The following is an 18,405-nucleotide window of genomic DNA, read 5'->3' on the forward strand; positions in this document are numbered from 1 at the left end:
AAATTTCAGATGAAACACTTTTATCTTACCAGAGACGTATTCCTAAAATGAAGGATTTATTACCTTGGGAACTCCGAAAAGAATCAACCAAAAAGACTACAAACCACAGTTTTGCTTGTTTAAAAAGCATAGAAAAAGAATTGAAACATTATTCTCTCAGCTACGTGACCAATTGAAAGAGCGCATTTATTAGGTTCACTGATAGCCGTTCTTTAACAGCTTGTTTGATAGGTATAATTATTACATGTTGTGTTGTTAATTCGGATTGAACTGAATATTGAAATTCTTTAAATAATCCTCTATTGGTTCCATTCCCATTTCTTTTCTTCTTTCGTTCACAGTTTCAGGATTTTCTAATTTATACAATTTACCATTTTCTATTTGTGAACCATATATTTGGGGGTTTCCTTCGTCCATTAAAATCCTATCTTTCATCAATGCATATTGTTGTTTAGATAAGTCTCCATTTTTAACCGCTTTCTCTATTTGTGGAAAATACTTTTTTCTGATTTCTTTAGTACTATGTTGCAGTCCTAACCAGATTGCATCCATTTGTTTTTGGCCTACTTCCTTTAATGTTGGCATACCACACTTTTCAATAATGCTAATCACTAATTCTTGATTCCTATGGTCTTCTTTAGCGTATTTGATGAGTTCGTTTGATTTTCTAATCTTTTGGTCACTTTCTAAAACTTCGCTCAAGATTTGATTTTTTTTGCTGCAATCGACTTCAATAATATCTACTGAACCTACATAGACAAATTTATCCTTATTCATATAAAGGAATATTGATATCATTAAAACAAGAGCGGCTAATATGTTAAATAGTATTTTTTTTATTTTCATTTCTATTTTTGTGTCATATTCAAAATAGATTGACCATTTTGGTTAAAAATTAATTGTAAAAATAGGAATTATTTTTAAGCGCACGCTCTAAAATATGTAAAGATGAACAGTATTGTTATCCAAACAGAGGTTTTTTGCGGATCATAGCAAATGTCTTTTTATGGCTACAACTTCACGCGGTTTATTCTGTGAACGGTGTTTTTTAAAGTATAGACCTAAGTCCGGCATCTATTCATGATATTCACTTTTTGAAGGACATTAAAGAACGGTTGTCTGATTGTATCTTGCTTGTTGATAAAGGGTATCTCTCATCAGAGGCACAGGTAGATTTGTTTAATTAAGCTAATATTACCTTGGGAACTCCGAAAAGAATCAACCAAAAAGACTACAAACCACAGTTTTGCTTGTTTAAAAAGCACAGAAAAAGAATTGAAACATTATTCTCTCAGCTATGTGACCAATTTATGATAAGAAGGAATTATGCAAAAACATTTGAAGGATTCAAAACAAGAGTTTTAGCAAAGATTACAGCTCTTACAATTGTTCAATTTATTTATTAAAAACTATTAAACATAAAAATCAATTGGTAATTCATACCCTCAATTATCAATCATCATGCATCAAAAAAGCCCCCTCCTGACAAACAGTTGTCACAACTCCTCTCTATCTTTGGTCTATAATAAAAAATCAAGAAATGAACAACGTTAAAATTGAACCCTTTAAAGTAATCGGAATCGCAGTAAGAACAACCAATGAGAATGAACAGGCGGCAAAGGATATTCCTGTATTATGGGAGAAATTTATGCAGGAAAATGTGTTGAATAATATCCCTAATAAAATAGACAATACTATTTATTCTATTTATACAGATTATGAAAAGGACCATACAAAGCCTTATACTACGTTGTTAGGATGCAAAGTAGAAAGTCTTGAAAATATTCCTGAAGGAATGATTGGAAAATCTTTTGAGGGCGGTGATTACATCAGATTTACAGCAAAAGGAAATCTGGGAGAAGGTCTGGTCATCAATGAATGGTTTAAAATCTGGAATATGGATTTAGGTAGAACTTTTACTGCTGACTTTGAAATATACGGAGAAAAAGCACAGAACCCTTCCGATGCAGAAGTAGATATTTTAATTGCTATAAATTAAAAGCTTAAAAAAAGAAAAAACTACCTAATCTAACAAAATATTCAGTTGAAGACGCGATATTCCCCTCCTCTGGAGGGGTGTCAAATCAAAGATTTGACGGGGTGGTTAAAAAACATACTTCCAATACACAAGAACTCCAATAATAACCGAAACCATAGCAATAAGCACAACCGCACCGGCTGCAATATCCTTAATAAAGCCGATTCTTTTATCAAAATTTGGCTGGACGATGTCACATATCTTTTCGATGGCTGTGTTGAAAATTTCAGCACTCAAAACAGCTACAGAAGCCATAAGAACAAGAGCTGCATCAATAGTGGTAAGCTTTAAATAAAAAATAAGAAACAGATTAATAACGAAAGCCAGAAGCTCAATCTGGAAATTTCTTTCCGTTTTGGCCATCATAAAAACACCCCGGAAAGCATTCAGAAAACTTTTATAGAGAGGTGGTTTTTGCATGGTTCTTTTATTTTTTTCAACAAAGATAGCTTTTGTATTTTGATTGTTGCCGGTAATCTGTTATATTTGGAAAACTAAGATTACAATATATTCAGCAGTCAATATTTTGAGATAAAAATATACCGCTATGGAAACCAGAACGTAATATCGGGTCTGAAACCCCATTGACGATCTTTGTTAAAAACTCGTCAGGATTATTCTTTTCTTTGTTGTATGTATTTATTATATTTGTAGAAACTTATTTTATAAATCTATGAAATTTATTATTTCAAGTGGTGAACTGCAGAAGGCGTTGCAAACTGTAAGTGGCGTAATATCAAGCTCTCAATCGAGACCGATTTTAGAAAACTATCTTTTTGAATTAGACGGAAATAATGTTACCATTACAGCATCTGACGGCGAGACAACTCTTGTAACTTCTCTGGAAGTAAAGTCGGATGATTCAGGTAAATTTGCTGTTCCTGCTAAAATTTTTCAGGATTTTATCAAGACGTATGGAGAACAGCCTTTAACATTTGTTGTAAAGGACAATGCAGAAGGAACTGGAAGCCAGCTTGAGATTTTAGATGAAAAAGATAATTTCGCAGTAGCATTAGATAATGCTGATGACTATCCTGAATTACCGGAATTCGATGCTTCTCAAAGCGTGGTAATGCCGGCTGGAGTATTGTCTGAAGCTTTAACCAATACATTATTTGCCACCAGTAACGATTCTCTTCGTCCCGTAATGACAGGAGTATTATTCCAATTTGGAGAAAACGAAACCAATTTCGTTTCTACAGACTCTCACAGGCTTGTTGTTTACAAAAGAGCAGACCTGATGAATGCTGAACCAATGGAGTTTATCATGCCTAAAAAACCTTTGAATATTTTCAAAAATATTCTGGCAAGTTCTAATGATGACGTTAAAATCGACTTCAACGAGAACATGGCTAAATTTACTTTTGGTAAGCATATCTGGATCTGTAGACTGATTGATGGTAAATATCCAAACTATACAGCGGTAATCCCTAAAGAAAACCCGAATGTATTAACCATCAACAGAAACCTTCTGTTAGGAGCAATCAAGAGAGCATCTATCATGTCTAATAAATCTACCAACCAGGTAAGATTTAAGCTTTCAGGAAATATTCTTCACCTTCATGCAGAAGATACTGAATATGCAAACAAAGCAGATATGCAGATCCCTTGTGACTATAACGGAGAAGATATCAATATCGGATTCAGCTCTAAATTCTTAACAGAAATGTTAACGATCTTAGGTTCTGATGATATCACAATGAAAATGTCTCAGCCAAACAGACCGGGAATTATTGAACCGCTTGATGGTCTTGAAGAAAACGAAAACATCTTAATGTTATCAATGCCGGTAATCGGATTGTAATAGTAAAAACAAATACTAAAAAGCTGGAGTAATCCGGCTTTTTTTGTTTCCGAATTACCAAAGGCCTTTAATAGGTTCAATTGTTTTCAAAGTTTACCATATAGCTTCATAAAATCAACTTGTTGATTCAGTCTTTGCTCCCTTAAAATAAACATCTGGATCATAAGAACTTTGCGTTAAAAAATATTTATTTAATATAAACGCTAAGATCGCAAAAAGAGATATCATAAAACTGCATATTTCTGTTCGCAAGGGCATTTTATTCAGCAGAGGCAGTGAGTTATAATTCAATTAAGATAATAGAAAGGAAACAGTCATTTCTTGTTGAGTGAAACGCCTTTGCGATCTTAAAAAATAATTATATAATTGTAAAATATTAGCGTGCATTGCGTTATAGAAAACAAATCAAAATATAATTAAAAACAGCAGCTTAGATTATAACTCTAAATTATGGAAGTGAAAATACAATCTTACCAGTCTTCAGATTTTCTTTCAGAATTTACTACTGAAAATTATACTGTCATGATATGGAATGGAACGGGAGTATTTTCTGTAGATGGAATCAATTATCCTTATCATGGTTATAATATTCTGTTCCTCTCACCTTATCAGAAACTGAAATTATCTTCCGATTCAGAAGAACCTATCAATGTTCTTCTTTTTCATGGGGACTATTACTGTATTGAATATCATAAGGATGAAGTAGCCTGTAACGGACTTCTTTTCAATAATATCTATCTGAATCCTCGTATAGAACTTTTAAAAGAGAATTATGAATACATTCTGGAACTTTTTAATCATATAAAAAAGGAAGGAACCGAAAATCATCAGTTTTCACAATCTATTATTAAAACATACATTCAGCTGATTCTTGCCATCTGCAGCAAACAGAAAAGTGGTATTGAAAATAACCTGACAGTCAACGAAAAGCTACCCAACAGGAACGCTGTTGAATTTCAAAAACTGCTGGAAGAGAATTTCAAAACAGAAAAAGAGCTTTCCTTTTATAGTGATAAACTCAATATTACCAATAATACATTAAGTAAGCTTATCAAAAAAGAGTTTGCTAAAACACCTACCCAGCTTATTAATGAGAGAATCATTCTGGAGTCTAAAAAACTGCTTCATTTAACGTATCGTTCCATAAAAGAGATTGCTTCAGAATTGGGATTTGATGATGAATTCTATTTCAGTAGGTATTTCAAAAAAGCTGTAGGGTGCTCTCCAAAGCAATATCGGGAAAAAGTAGGTATTTCCGTGGTGGCAAAAATGTCCATGTAATGTCCTGAAATATCTATGTCAGGGCTGTTGGCATGAGAATACCTTTGTTAAAAAAGTAAATCACATGCAAAACAGTAGTTTATACAATCGTTTATTAAAGCTAGATGCTTATTTCTTCAATTTTCTGAGAATATCAATATTTGTAGTTATGGCCTGGATTGGCGGACTTAAAGCTTTTCAATATGAAGCTGACGGAATTGTTCCGTTTGTTGCCAATAGTCCTTTCATGAGTTTTTTCTATAAAAATGCTGGAAATAAAGTATTGAATGAAGATCAAAAACTGGTTTCAGAATACACATTATATAAAAATCTTGAAGGGAAAATTAGTAAGAAAAACATTGACTGGCACACAGAAAACGGAACCTATATCTTTTCTTACGGATTGGGAACGATGATTATTGTGATAGGAATTTTAGTCTTATTGGGAATTTGGTTTCCTAAAGTCGGAGCAGTAGGTGGAGCTTTAACTTTTCTCATGTCATTGGTTACCTTGTCTTTTCTGGTGACCACTCCCGAAGTGTACGTGCCTAATCTTGGTGGTGATTATCCAACACCTCATTACGGATTTCCTTATCTTTCCGGAGCAGGACGTCTTGTTTTAAAGGATATTATTATGATGGCTGCCGGACTTGTTTTATTTTCTGATAGTCTGAAGAAAGTTTTGAAACCATCTGTTCAGACATTATAAATTGGTTATCATAATTTTAGGGAGAAGCCAGGTGTAGATGGATTTCTTCAGGCTCCCAAAGAGAAATAAATGAAAATTAATTCTCTTAAAGTCGCTCTGAAATTTCTGTATTTCTCAAAAAAACACGACATTTGTACCGCGAAAAACCGACTCAATCATTGGACGGAATTTCAAATAAAAGTTTCAAAAATAGGGCAGATGAAACCTGGTGTTTCGTTTGACGAATTAAACAAGTAGATAGATAAGCAAATGAAAATATCAAACAACTGGCTGAAAGACTTTGTAAAAACGGAATTGAAAACTGAAAGAATCGGTGAATTCCTTACAGACATAGGTCTAGAGGTTGAAGGGATAGATAAATTCGAAAGTGTAAGAGGCAGTCTGGAAGGAATTGTTGTAGGGAAAGTATTAACCTGCGAAAAGCATCCGAATGCTGATAAACTGAAGAAGACAACAGTAGATGTTGGAAACGGAAAGGTATTGAATATCGTTTGTGGTGCTCCTAACGTAGAAGCAGGACAAACAGTTCCAGTAGCAGTTGTCGGAACAAAAATCTATGACAAAACCGGAAACTTTTTTGAAATTAAAGAAGCAAAAATCAGAGGTGAAGTTTCTCAGGGAATGATCTGTGCAGAAGACGAATTAGGTCTTAGCGAAGATCATGGCGGAATTATGGTTTTAGATGAAACCAAATATGAAGTAGGGAAGAACTTTGCAGACTATTTTGAATTGACGAATGACGAGGTTATCGAAATTGGTTTAACACCAAACAGAACCGATGCAATGTCTCATTATGGGGTTGCAAGAGATCTGCATGCTTTCCTTTCTACCAACCAACAGAAGTCTCAGTTTAATAAAGTAGCTTCTGAACCTTTAAATAACGAAGGTTCTCACGATTTCAAACTTGAAATTGAAGATGCAGAGCTTTGCCCAAGATATATTGGAGCTGTGATTGAAGATGTAAAAGTTGCAGAATCTCCAAGCTGGTTAAAAGACAGACTAAAAGCAATCGGATTAAGCCCGATTAACAATATTGTAGATATTACAAACTATATTCTTCACGGATACGGACAGCCGCTTCACGCATTTGATGCAGATAAAATTGCAGATAAAAAAGTGAAAGTAGGAGTTGTAAAACCGGGAACAAAGTTCACTACTTTAGACGGAGTAGAAAGAACCCTGAACGGTACTGAAATCATGATTAAAGACGGTAAAGATACCCCGATGTGTATTGCCGGAGTTTTTGGTGGTGAAAATTCAGGAGTATCTGAAACTACCAAAACTATTTTCCTTGAAAGTGCTTACTTTAATCCTGTAGCAGTAAGAAAAGGAGCTAAAGTTCACAGCTTGAATACAGATGCTTCTTTCAGATTTGAAAGAGGAGTAGACCCGAACCTTACAAGAACTGCTATTACTCACGCTATTAAAATGATTCAGGAAATAGCTGAAGGGAAATTGGTAGGGGAGCTTTTAGAAGAATATCCTAAGAAAATTGAAGATAGCTATGTGATCATAAGATTCTCTAAAATTGAACAGATTTTAGGAACAAAAATTCACAGAGAAAAAGTAAAAGAGATCCTGAAGGCATTGGAAATTCAGGTATTAAATGAAATTCCTAACGGTTTTGAAATCTCTGTTCCAGCTTACAGAGCAGACGTAACAAGAGAAATTGACGTTATTGAAGAGATTTTAAGAATCTATGGATACAATAAAATTGATGCTCCACAAAAGATATCATTTACACCGGTTAAACTGAGTGCAAATGATCAGGATGAATTGGAGAACAGTTGGGCAAGATCTTTACAGAGCCTTGGTTTCCATGAAGTAATGAATAACTCATTAACTTCTGTAAAGGATGAAACAGACGCTGTAAAACTATTGAATCCATTAAGTGGTGATCTTGCATTCATGAGAAAGTCTTTATTGGAAGGACTTCTTCAGAATACAGTATACAACATCAACAGAAAGAATGAAGATATCAAGTTCTTTGAACTAGGAAAGATCTATCACAAAAGAGATAAATACGAAGAAAGAAAGCAGTTAGCTATTATCGTTTCAGGAAGAGATGTTGCAGAGAACTGGTTACAGCCAAAATCTGCAGTAAGCTTCTACAACCTTAAAGCTTATGTAAAAGTTTTATTGGAAAGATTAGCTGTAAACTATAAGGAAGTAGCTTTATCTGACGAAAGATTCTCTGATGCGCTAGCTTATGAAGCAGATGGTAAAGTCTTGGTAAGAATCGGGAAAGTATCTCCGGTATTGCTTAAGGATTTTGATATCGATCAGGATTGCTTCTATGCTGAAATTGAAATTGAATTAGCTCAGGAATTACGTTCTAAAAACGAATTGAAGTTTAAAGACATTCCGAAATTCAACAAAATCAGAAGAGACTTAGCTTTATTGATTGATAAGAATATTAACTACCAGGAGCTATACCAGACAGCGAAGAAGAACAAATCTCCATTCATTAAGAGCATCAACCTATTCGATGTATATGAAGGGAAAAATCTTCCTGAAGGTAAGAAGTCTTACGCAATGAGTTTCGAGCTGTTAAACGAAGAAAAAACATTGGAAGAGAAAGAAATTACAGAAGTAATGGATTCTTTAATTAAATCTTTCCAGAAAGAATTCAATGCAGAATTAAGATCTTAATATAAAGATTACAGAAATATACAGAAACGGGCTTTTTAAAGTCCGTTTTTTTGTTTTTAATCATGGGATTCAATGATTGAGATGAAGAATAAGCATCACCACAAGTTTGTCACTCTGTAAAAGTCTAAGCACCCTTGATAGATACAATCGAAATTTAGATTCCTACGGAATGACAAAGATACTGTAGAGCTTATTGTGCTTTAAGAAATCTGCGTTATCTGCAAAATCAGTGATAGCTTTTTTAGGTTAGAAAACGCAAAGGCGCAAAGAATGATCCTACCAAACGTTTTTAAGGCGCAAGAGAATCAAAGATTCTCAGCAAGGACTGTGCTTTCAAATGATATATATATTATTTGTGCATTCGTGGCAATTATAAAAGCATATTTTAGCAGTATACAATTTTATCAGAGATAAAATCTTTGCGCCTTAAAAACAGCCGAATTATAGATTACCTTGCACCTTTGTGATCTCCAACTTTCTAATCTGCCAGGTTGCATTTCAAAGATGAGATTGCGTCGCTTCGCTCTCAATGACATTAGTGGTATTTGGGAAATTATTTGTTATTCTCGTGTTTAAAATAAACGAAGATATCAACTGTTAAAGAATAATAAAATTGACCACAGCCCGTTTAAATAATATAAAATCCGTAAATTTGGGTTAATTCAAATAGTAAAAAATGAAAAATCTTTTTTTAAGTATATGTACAGCAGCAGTATTGGCATCATGTGGATCCATGACAAGCCCGTCTGCTTCTAAAGTAGGAAAAGCTCAGCCGGCTCTTGCCAATACAAAATGGACTCTTGCTGAGAACGTAAAAGGAAAAATCCCAACATTAAATATCGAAGGAGAAAAAATTAATGGAAATGCAGGATGTAACAACTACTTCGGAACGGCTACCATAGATCCTTCTACAGGAGGTTTTTCTGCCGGACAAATGGGTTCTACAAAGATGATGTGTAATAATATCGGAGTAGAGCAGAACTTTATGGATATGATGGGAAAAGCTAACAAATATGTGATTTCAGGAAATACCCTGGAGCTTTATAAAGACAATCTTTTATTATTGAAATTCAATAAATCAGAATAAAAAAGAAAAGGAACTCAATTTGAGTTCCTTTTTTATGATTTAGATGTTATTAATCTTCCTCTTCTTCGTCGTACTTAGCCAACTCTTCATCGCACCATTTGAAAGCTGCTTCCACTACTTTTGTAGCTTCATCTGCCATAGTTTCTTCATCATCTCCTTCAAGATCATCTAACCACTCAACTTCCTCTTCCTCAACGTTTAGGATAAATCTTGGATATTCTGTGTGAACTACGAATAGATCTTCAGGAAATTCCGAATTATCTGCTAATAAAAACTTTGGTAATTTCATTTTTTTAATGTTTTAACTTTGAATCAAAGATAATAAAATTATTGATATTTATTCTTGTCGATCTTAACTTTTTGTAAAACTTTATACCGCGTTAATGTTGTTTTTTGTAGAGTATCCTGAGGCTTGAAGGTAATGCTTACCTGAGGGTTTACAGTACTGATAAGTTCTGCTAATTGTACTTTCTCCAGGTCTTCCTCTTCAATAATAAAAAATTTCAGAGGAACTTTATCTAAATTTTCGGATTTTAAAAACTCTGTAACTGCTTTTCTGTTTTCAAGATAATTTCCCTTTGAAAGCCATGTGAACAGCATTCCAGACATCAGACTTAAAATTCCAATGATATAAACCTTAGTGTCAAATACTTCAAACAATTTTTTAAAATAAATCAACCAAAGCGGAAAACTGAATGGAGCTAATAATCTGTAATCCATAGGATTTATGGAATAGAAATACTGTATAAAATAAGAACACACGATTCCTGAAATACCAATGAAAACATAAAAGAACTCAGTATCTGAAAGCTTTTGTTTAACAAAAAGGAAAATCATGAAAAGGATATTCAGAAGCCCAATTCCGTAAATTCCATAGTTGATAATCCCTCCACCTGGGTTAGCCATATGAATAAAAGGATTGAAAGTAGTACATAATCCCTGGAATAATTCTACTAATAATTCAGGAGTAGTATGAAGTCCCATTTCCAAAAAATCTTTCACATATTCACTGTTAAAATAATCGATGAATAAGAACTTATATAAAACAATGAAAACCATTCCTATGGCTGCCGAAACAATGAATACTGGTCCGTATTTTCTTTTCCAGAAAATGAGTCCATACAATCCTGTACCACCAATGATAAAGAGGGCACTGTATCTTATATTGTAGAGTAAAATCAATGATAAAGAAAGATAAAAGACAGCTTTCAGTCCTTCAAGATTTCTATTAATGATAAGAGATGATATATAGAGGAAAAGGAAAACAAAAGGTAAAATAAGAGCCTCACTCATCGTAAAGGCAAAAATGGAAACGATACTGAATAAGCTACATACAAGAATAGATTCTCTAAAATAAAATTTCTTTTTCCAAGCAAATAAAATAATAAAAAGACACCCGAGAATGCCTATTAGCTTACTGCTCCAGAATTCATCAAAACCAAAGTAAGTAAAGAATTTTATGGCTGCAGGATAGCCTAGAGGAGTGGTTGTATTGTCAATAACAGGTAATCCGTGAGCAAATCTCATATAACGGATAGAGTCCGGATTTACCCTTCCTTTTTCATTCAGTAAAAAACGAAAAATGGTCATCACTAAAGTAATGATGACCAATAATATTTGAATGTTTTTTTCTTTAATTTTCATCAAAGCTGTAGTCATTTTGTATAATCAGAGGTTGAGACTCCAAATTTATAACTTATAACGCACAACTCATCATCTGAAAAACTATTTTAAAAACATTTTTGAAACTTTTTCAGCTTTTTTGCTTTCAGAATAATCGTAGAACCCTTCTCCGGATTTTACACCTAGTTTTCCAGCTGTTACCATGTTTACAAGCAATGGATTTGGAGCATATTTCGGGTTTTTGAATCCATCATACATTACGTTCAGGATCGCAAGACATACATCAAGACCTATAAAGTCTGCCAATTGAAGGGGTCCCATTGGGTGAGCCATTCCTAATTTCATTACCGTATCAATTTCTTCTACACCAGCAACACCATTATAAAGTGTTTCGATAGATTCGTTAATCATTGGCATTAAGATTCTGTTAGCCACAAAACCTGGATAGTCGTTCACTTCTACAGGCACTTTTCCTAATGTCTTGCTCATTTCATAAATAGCATCGAAAGTCTCTTTAGAAGTAGAATATCCTTTGATGATCTCTACCAGTTTCATAATAGGAACCGGGTTCATAAAGTGCATTCCGATTACTTTTTCAGCTCTTTTGGTAGCAGCAGCAATTTTCGTAATAGAAATAGAAGAAGTATTGGTTGCAAGGATACAGTTTGCAGGAGCCAATTCATCCATCTGACCGAAGATCTTTAATTTAAGGTCAAGGTTTTCAGTAGCCGCTTCTACGATAAGGTCCGCTGCTCCTACAGCATCATTAAGGGCTGTGAAAGTAGTGATGTTTCCTAAAGTTTCAGCTTTTTGCTCTTCTGTAAGGTTTCCCTTTGTGATAATTCTGTCAAGGTTAGTAGTAATGGTTTTCAATCCTCTGTCTAAAGCATCCTGAGATACATCCACAAGATTTACTTTAAAACCACTTTGTGCGAAAGTATGTGCAATACCATTTCCCATGGTTCCCGCGCCGATAACTACAATGTTTTTGATCATTTTTCCTTTATTTTTTATAGATAGTTAAATTTTTTGAACTCATGAGATCCTGCTGATGAACAATATCTGCAGAATCAAAATTGACAGTCCCTATATTTTGAGACTTTTTGTTATTATTCTGATTGGATACCGAAGCGGTAAGTCCACGTATAAGACGTTTTCTCTGGTTGATGCTCAGGAAATCAGTCCCTACATATAATTCAAATTCACCTTCTCTGCCCATTCCTTTTTGCATCAGGATTTCCAGACTTCTGATCTGATTTTTTCTTTTAAATTCTTTCAGGTAGCTGATGACTGGTTTTTCAGAGGCCGGTCCACAGCATACACTGGTATAGCTGATCTTTAAATAGTTTTGATTCTTCTGTGCGAAGAAGAATGTAGCGCAAAATAAAGCAGCTGCTAATAATACTTTTTTCATAATGATGAACCCAGAGAATCCATCCGATTCTCTGCGTTAAAATTAAGCTTAATATTTTATTTATTAAAATTATCCCAGACTGCTTTGGAAATATTAGAGATTATTTTGCAGTTTTCAGCCTCAGATTCTTTGGAATTGCTTACGTATACAGTAATAGCATAGTGTTTTCCATTGGGAAGCGTGATGATTCCCATATCGTTTTCTGCAATTGTAAGAATATTATCTTTTATACTGGAAGATCCCGTCTTATGAGCTGTAGGAGTTCCTTTTGGCAGCTGTTCCACTAATTTATTGGTTCCGGTTTGGGTTCCCAGCATAATATTCATCAGATAATCCGTAGATTTTTTTGAGAGTAGCTTACCATCATAGAATTTTTTCAACAGTTGAACCGTAGAATTGGTGGTCGTATAATTTTCATACAGAGAATCCCAGCCATTAAGAGCCATTCCTCGTTCACTATGTTTAATCTGAAAGTCTTTTACACCCTTAGAATCCATATACTTCTGTACAGTTTGAGTGCCTCCCACAAGATCTATCAGAATATCACAAAGATTATTGTCGCTTAATGCTACAGTATAATCAATGACTTCACTTAAAGTTATTTCGATATTTCCTTCAGGATATTTTTTTCTGAAAGGAGACCATGTATTATAAAGTTCAGATTTTTTAATAAAAACCTTTTGATCTAAGGAAAGTCTGCCTTTATCTACAAGATCGAGAGCAGCACAGGCCACATGAAACTTGAAAACACTCATCATTGGCAGTTTTTTATCACCATTTTGACTGTACTTAAAGTTATTTTCAAATCCCAGAACAGAAACACCTATTGTTGCTTGTTTGCCTTTTGTAATAGAGTTTATTTTTTGTTCCAGGTCAGATTTTTGTGCTGATGCAAATGCCGATATTAAAAGGAAAATTATGGTTATTTTTTCATAAAGACAGAGTAAAAAGAAATCCCTTTTAGAGGTTAAAAGGGATATGCAATTTAAGGTAATTCCTGCTACTTTATTTCAAAATAATTCAGATTTACACCCTCATTTTCAAAAATGATTCTGATTTTATTTTCTCCTTTCTGAAGCGGTATATTTTTAGAAGAAACAGTTGACCAATTTTCATTTTTGCCTGTAGAAGGTAATGAAATATGAGCTAATAGTTTTCCTGAGGCATTTTCCAATTTTATTTTGGAAGGATTGATACCCGAATATCTGATTTCAAACGTATAGTTTTTATCTGTTTTGGAATTAACCGTATACTGAAGCCATTCTCCGGTTTCTGTTTTTCCAACATAATAGTGATTGGTTACTGTATCATGGCAAGAGTAGATATCAACACCATCATTTCTCATCTGCTGGCCTGAATTCCATTCTGATCTTTTAGCTGGATCACTTACCCATAGATTGATGAAATCCTTGTCCAGATAAGCAGCACCCATTCGTCCCAAATCATAGTCTGAAGCAAATACTCTTCCGGGAATCTGATGATGTTTAAAAGGTTTTGTAGAACCATCGGTCACCTGTCTGAACATAGCATCAATAACATCATTTTTAACTTCCACATTGCTGAATTTGTAGTTGTCAGCTATTTGCATCAATGCTTTTTTTGCATACTCTTTTGATGGTTTTTCTCCACCATTTTTCCAGTAATTCAATAGTTTTTCATATTCAGGAGTTGTTTTTACATTGGTGATTCCGGCAATATTATCAATCTTTTTCATAGGCCAGAAAGCATATCCGATATTGTGTTTGTCCAGTAGCTGAATCAGTTCCGTAAACCATACATTAGAGTTCTCTCCGGTTTCTCCAAGCCATATCGGCATATTATGCTTTTCTCTTAGATCCAGCGCAAACTGAATGGTTTTATCATCATTGTAATTCCAGTATTTATGAAAGCTGAAAGCCATGTTGTTATCCCAGATAGGTATTAAACCGTTGTAATTATTACCCCAACCATTTCCTTCAATAAAAATAATATGCTTTTGATCTACTTCCCGGATTGCTGTGGTGATGTCTTTCTGTAATTTCCAAAGTGGGGTATTCGACATTTCGTCTGTACCATTTGGATTTTTACCTGTGAAATTGATATTAGGTTCATTGATGATGTCGTATCCACCAATCCATGGTTCGTTTTTATAACGTTCCGCTAGTTTTTTCCAAAGTGCAACTGTTTTTCTCTGATTTTCTTCACTCTCCCAAAGAGAAGGTTTAGACTTATCATTATCAGAAATATTGGCGTCATTTCCCTGTCCGCCGGGAGCGGCATGAAGATCAAGGATCAGATAAATTTTGTTGTCTTTACACCATTGGAGTAGGTCATCTGTCATTTTAAAACCTTCTTCCAGCCAGGTATCTTTACCTTTTGCAGGTTCTTTTTCTATGGGAAGGGTATAGAGGTTATAATGCATCGGAAGCCTGATAGAATTGAATCCGGCTTTGGCTAAGAAATCAATATCCTGCCTGGTAATTCCGTTCTTTAAATAGGCTTTATAAAACTCCTGCATTCCATCTTCACCAATTAATTCAGCTATTTTTTCCTTTATTTTATATTGAGGTCCTGCAAAATCTGCTGTTTTCAGCATATAACCTTCCTGAAGCATCCATCCGCCTAGTCCAAGACCTCTCAATTGGATGTTTTCACCTTTATCATTAACAATTTTTTGTCCGGAAGTCTTCAATAATTGAGATGTCCCAAATTGAGACAATAATAAAGCGGATAATAGAATGGTTCTTTTCATAGTTGTTTTGATTTTAAATGATGGGGAAGGGGTTAATTATAAAATAGGGTCAAGCCATAATAAGAGTTTGCATTGTGACTACTTATTTTGGTTGGAATCCATTGGGTATGTAAAACAAAATCTTTCAATTGTTTATTGAATTGTTGTTCAAATATATTGTTTTTTTTGTTTTAAAATGGATTTTATATTGATGAATCATTGATTTTTTGTTTTAAAAACAAAACTATAGTCAATAAAAATGCTATCTCATAACCATTGTTGTGATTAATAAGATAGCATTGTAACTATACTGCTTTTGGAAACAGTGTATTTTATTTTTGGCTGATAAGCTGCATAATTTCCAAAGCAACTTTTAACGCTTCAGTTCCGTCCTCAAGAGAAACTTCTACATTTTTACCGCCTGTAATAGCATCAGCAAAAGAGTTTAGCTCATCAAGAATAGCATTGTTAGGCTGAATGTTTGGATATTCAAACAGGATCTGATTTTTCTCTCCTTCAGCATTTTCAATAATCATATCAAATGGAGTAGGGTTTTCCGGAGCATCTTTCATTCTGATTACTTCTGCTTTTTTCTCAAGGAAATCTACAGAGATGTAAGCATCTTTCTGGAAGAATCTGCTTTTTCTCATGGCTTTCATAGAAATTCTGGAAGTGGTAAGATTGGCAACACATCCGTTTTCAAATTCTATTCTGGCATTGGCAATATCCGGAGTTTTGCTTACTACACAAACACCACTTGCGTGGATGCTTTTCACTTTAGATTTAGCGATACTTAATAAAATATCCAAATCGTGAATCATCAAATCCAGGACTACAGAAACATCGGTTCCGCGAGGATTGAATTCAGCCAATCGGTGAATTTCAATAAACATTGGATTTTTGATATATTCCTTAGTAGCAATGAAGGCCGGGTTGTATCTTTCAACATGTCCTACCTGTGCTTTAATACCATTCTCCTGGCATAGGCGAAGGATTTCCTCTGCCTGTTCCAGAGTTTGGGTAACCGGTTTTTCAATAAAGAAATGAAGCCCTTTTTCAATCGCTTTTAATGCATAGTCATAATGATAGATTGTTGGTGTAACAATATCCAGCATATCGATCTGACCAAGCAATTCATCAAAATTTTCAAAATATTTATATCCGAATTCGGCTTCTAATTTTTTTCCGTTTTCAACATCTTTATCGTGGAATCCAACAAACTCATATCGATCTGACTGATTAAGAAGTTTTAAGTGGATCTTGCCCAAGTGTCCGGCACCTACCAAACCTGCTTTTAACATAGCTGTATTAAATTTCTGTAAAGATAGTGAATGTATAGTATAAAAATACATGACTTTTCACTTGGATTTTCTGAAGAGACAGGTATTGGTAGATCTTAATCAATTAAAAGAATTGTATTAAATTCGCGTCCTATAAAAATGATCACTATGAAAAAAATGTATTTCATCTTATCCGTAGTTGGACTATTAGCTGCAGGATGCTCAGGATCAGGAGATGATATTGCTACTGAATTGCACAATAACCCACCACCACAGCCTAAGTGTGAAACTCCAACAAGTTTAAGTTTTAAACCATTGTACAACATTTTTTCCTGGAGTAGTAATACACCTCAGGGAACAGGATATTTTGAGGTACAATATGGAGAACAGGGATTTTCTTTAGGAAATGGAACTATAGCTGAAGTGAACAATACTTCTTATAGTCTTCCAATATTTAAGGGTAAAAAATATGACTTGTATGTAAGAAAGAACTGTGGAACAGTTGATGGAAAGAGCAATTGGGCAGGACCTATCACTATTCTTTCTGAAAATACTACGGCTTGTGTAAAACCAGATTTTGTTAATTATACTACATCAACTTCTTCTGTTTATGATCCTAAATTTTCAGCGACAGTTTCCTGGGATACGGATGGGCTTTCAGTGTATGAAGTATATTTAGGAACAAGTAGTACGCCTCCTGCTCCGGGAAATGGCGACCCAATTTCTTCTGGACATAGTGCTGTTTTTATTAACCTGGATAAAACAATCTCTTATATGTTCTATGTTAGAAAAAGATGTGCAGGTAATACGTATACCGATGTCACCTCACAGGTTGTAAAATGGAATTAATATATAAAAACAGAAGCTGTCAGATTTTTGACAGCTTTTTTGTGGATAATTCTTTTCCCGGATTTCTGAAATCTCAAATCTAATTTCTTACTTTTGTCAGATGCAGGATTCGTTTGTACATAAAGGAAAAAGAAAGAATTTAGTAGAATATCTCAGATACAGAATCGGGATTTCGGATGAAAATGTACTTTCGGCAATAAATGAAATTCCGAGACACCTTTTCATCGAAAGTATTTTTGAAGACTTTGCCTATGAAGACAGGGCTTTTCCCATCTTGGCACATCAAACCATTTCACATCCTTCTACAGTAGCGGAACAGTCTGAGCTGCTACAGGTGAAAGCCGGTGAGAAAGTACTGGAAATAGGAACAGGATGTGGATATCAGACGGCCGTTTTATTGGCAATGAAAGCTCATGTCTATACAGTAGAAAGGCAGAAAGATTTATTTGATTTTTCAAAAAATAAGTTGAGAGAACTTCATTTATATCCTAAATTTCAAAGCTTTGGAGACGGTTTTGCAGGGTTGCCAACCTTTGCACCCTTTGATAAAATTATTGTAACCTGCGGTGCAGGAACTTTACCCACAGAATTATTGAAACAGCTAAAAGTAGGTGGAATAATGGTAATCCCATTAGGACCAACAGATCAGCAGGTGCTGTACAGGTTCACTAAAGTAGGTCCCACTGAATTTGAAAAAGAAGAATTTGGAGCTTATAAATTTGTGCCGATGTTGGGGAACACCAACCAATAATCAACTCTCTGTATAACGAAAATTAAATCCGGGCTACGGAATTGGTAGATGTGCTGGTCTCAAACACCAGTTCTTCATTTTGGGCATTCATCGCTAAAAAATAAAATCATTTTGTGGACATTACAATTCACATAATTTAATTTTTTTTGTGTTTTTTTTAATACATTTTTAGTGCAGTTCGGAACAAAAATTGGACTCTTTTCTAAACAAAACCACTTAAAATCTTAT

Annotated in this window: 17 protein-coding genes and 2 pseudogenes; 10 read left to right on the forward strand and 9 right to left on the reverse strand. The window is 34.3% G+C overall.

Features of this window, described 5'->3' with window-relative positions:
* Positions 1–58: 58 nt before the first annotated feature.
* Positions 59–172: pseudogene (locus tag BOQ64_RS17965) on the forward strand (IS982 family transposase); the annotation flags it as partial.
* 83 nt (positions 173–255) lie between these two features.
* Here BOQ64_RS17965 and BOQ64_RS17970 read toward each other — a convergent pair.
* Entirely contained in the window at positions 256–846 is a 591-nt protein-coding gene (locus tag BOQ64_RS17970; RefSeq protein WP_129057120.1) for a DUF6624 domain-containing protein, read from the reverse strand.
* Positions 847–929: 83 nt separating this feature from the next.
* On the opposite strand from BOQ64_RS17970, the pseudogene BOQ64_RS24150 reads away from it, so the two are divergent.
* Positions 930–1,406, forward strand: a pseudogene (locus tag BOQ64_RS24150) (IS982 family transposase); the annotation flags it as partial.
* A 134-nt stretch (positions 1,407–1,540) separates the two neighbouring features.
* Positions 1,541–1,999 (forward strand): GyrI-like domain-containing protein, encoded by a 459-nt coding sequence (locus BOQ64_RS17980; protein ID WP_129057121.1) that lies wholly within the window; start codon positions 1,541–1,543, stop codon positions 1,997–1,999.
* 105 nt (positions 2,000–2,104) lie between these two features.
* Here the strand turns inward: BOQ64_RS17980 and BOQ64_RS17985 are convergent, their stop codons facing one another.
* Positions 2,105–2,458 carry a diacylglycerol kinase family protein gene (locus BOQ64_RS17985; RefSeq protein WP_129057122.1) on the reverse strand — a complete coding sequence of 118 codons (354 nt, stop codon included), beginning with the start codon at positions 2,456–2,458 and terminating at the stop codon, positions 2,105–2,107.
* 253 nt (positions 2,459–2,711) lie between these two features.
* Here BOQ64_RS17985 and dnaN point away from each other — a divergent pair, with 253 nt between their 5' ends.
* From dnaN to BOQ64_RS18010, 5 genes are all read left to right on the forward strand, one after another.
* Complete coding sequence (gene dnaN, locus BOQ64_RS17990; RefSeq protein WP_066692427.1) at positions 2,712–3,842, forward strand: DNA polymerase III subunit beta; 1,131 nt, start codon at positions 2,712–2,714, stop codon at positions 3,840–3,842.
* 450 nt (positions 3,843–4,292) lie between these two features.
* On the forward strand, positions 4,293–5,123 hold the full coding sequence (locus BOQ64_RS17995) for an AraC family transcriptional regulator (RefSeq protein WP_129057123.1): 831 nt from the start codon (positions 4,293–4,295) through the stop codon (positions 5,121–5,123).
* Positions 5,124–5,187: 64 nt separating this feature from the next.
* Positions 5,188–5,811: a DUF417 family protein gene (locus tag BOQ64_RS18000; RefSeq protein WP_129057124.1), complete on the forward strand. Its 624-nt coding sequence runs from the start codon at positions 5,188–5,190 to the stop codon at positions 5,809–5,811.
* Between the two features lie 249 nt (positions 5,812–6,060).
* On the forward strand, positions 6,061–8,463 hold the full coding sequence (pheT, locus tag BOQ64_RS18005) for a phenylalanine--tRNA ligase subunit beta (protein ID WP_129057125.1): 2,403 nt from the start codon (positions 6,061–6,063) through the stop codon (positions 8,461–8,463).
* A gap of 676 nt (positions 8,464–9,139) precedes the next feature.
* The gene (locus BOQ64_RS18010; RefSeq protein ID WP_129057126.1) at positions 9,140–9,550 is read left to right on the forward strand and encodes an META domain-containing protein; all 411 of its coding nucleotides are present in this window, start codon (positions 9,140–9,142) and stop codon (positions 9,548–9,550) included.
* A gap of 49 nt (positions 9,551–9,599) precedes the next feature.
* On the opposite strand, the gene BOQ64_RS18015 is transcribed toward BOQ64_RS18010, so the two are convergent.
* The 7 genes from BOQ64_RS18015 to BOQ64_RS18045 all read right to left on the reverse strand — a co-directional run bounded on the left by BOQ64_RS18015 (position 9,600) and on the right by BOQ64_RS18045 (position 16,598).
* Positions 9,600–9,839, reverse strand: coding sequence for a hypothetical protein (locus BOQ64_RS18015; protein WP_002977986.1), 240 nt, complete (start codon positions 9,837–9,839; stop codon positions 9,600–9,602).
* Between the two features lie 38 nt (positions 9,840–9,877).
* Positions 9,878–11,194, reverse strand: coding sequence for a hypothetical protein (locus BOQ64_RS18020; RefSeq protein ID WP_129057127.1), 1,317 nt, complete (start codon positions 11,192–11,194; stop codon positions 9,878–9,880).
* Between the two features lie 81 nt (positions 11,195–11,275).
* Positions 11,276–12,166, reverse strand: a complete 891-nt coding sequence (locus BOQ64_RS18025; RefSeq protein WP_185147086.1) for a 3-hydroxybutyryl-CoA dehydrogenase — start codon at positions 12,164–12,166, stop codon at positions 11,276–11,278.
* Positions 12,167–12,176: 10 nt separating this feature from the next.
* Positions 12,177–12,587 (reverse strand): hypothetical protein, encoded by a 411-nt coding sequence (locus BOQ64_RS18030; protein WP_129057129.1) that lies wholly within the window; start codon positions 12,585–12,587, stop codon positions 12,177–12,179.
* Positions 12,588–12,643: 56 nt separating this feature from the next.
* Positions 12,644–13,567, reverse strand: a complete 924-nt coding sequence (gene bla-A / locus BOQ64_RS18035) for a CGA/CIA family class A beta-lactamase (RefSeq protein WP_129057130.1) — start codon at positions 13,565–13,567, stop codon at positions 12,644–12,646.
* A gap of 20 nt (positions 13,568–13,587) precedes the next feature.
* Positions 13,588–15,318, reverse strand: coding sequence for a cellulase family glycosylhydrolase (locus tag BOQ64_RS18040; protein ID WP_129057131.1), 1,731 nt, complete (start codon positions 15,316–15,318; stop codon positions 13,588–13,590).
* 311 nt (positions 15,319–15,629) lie between these two features.
* Positions 15,630–16,598 (reverse strand): Gfo/Idh/MocA family protein, encoded by a 969-nt coding sequence (locus tag BOQ64_RS18045; RefSeq protein WP_129057132.1) that lies wholly within the window; start codon positions 16,596–16,598, stop codon positions 15,630–15,632.
* A gap of 147 nt (positions 16,599–16,745) precedes the next feature.
* Between BOQ64_RS18045 and BOQ64_RS18050 the strand changes: the two genes are divergently transcribed.
* Together BOQ64_RS18050 and BOQ64_RS18055 are read left to right on the forward strand one after the other, a co-directional pair.
* Complete coding sequence (locus BOQ64_RS18050) at positions 16,746–17,426, forward strand: hypothetical protein (protein WP_129057133.1); 681 nt, start codon at positions 16,746–16,748, stop codon at positions 17,424–17,426.
* Positions 17,427–17,526: 100 nt separating this feature from the next.
* Positions 17,527–18,177: a protein-L-isoaspartate(D-aspartate) O-methyltransferase gene (locus BOQ64_RS18055; protein ID WP_129057134.1), complete on the forward strand. Its 651-nt coding sequence runs from the start codon at positions 17,527–17,529 to the stop codon at positions 18,175–18,177.
* The last annotated feature ends 228 nt before the right edge of the window (positions 18,178–18,405 follow it).

It is taken from the genome of Chryseobacterium sp. CH25 (genome assembly GCF_004119455.1).
Classification (GTDB): Bacteria; Bacteroidota; Bacteroidia; order Flavobacteriales; family Weeksellaceae; genus Chryseobacterium.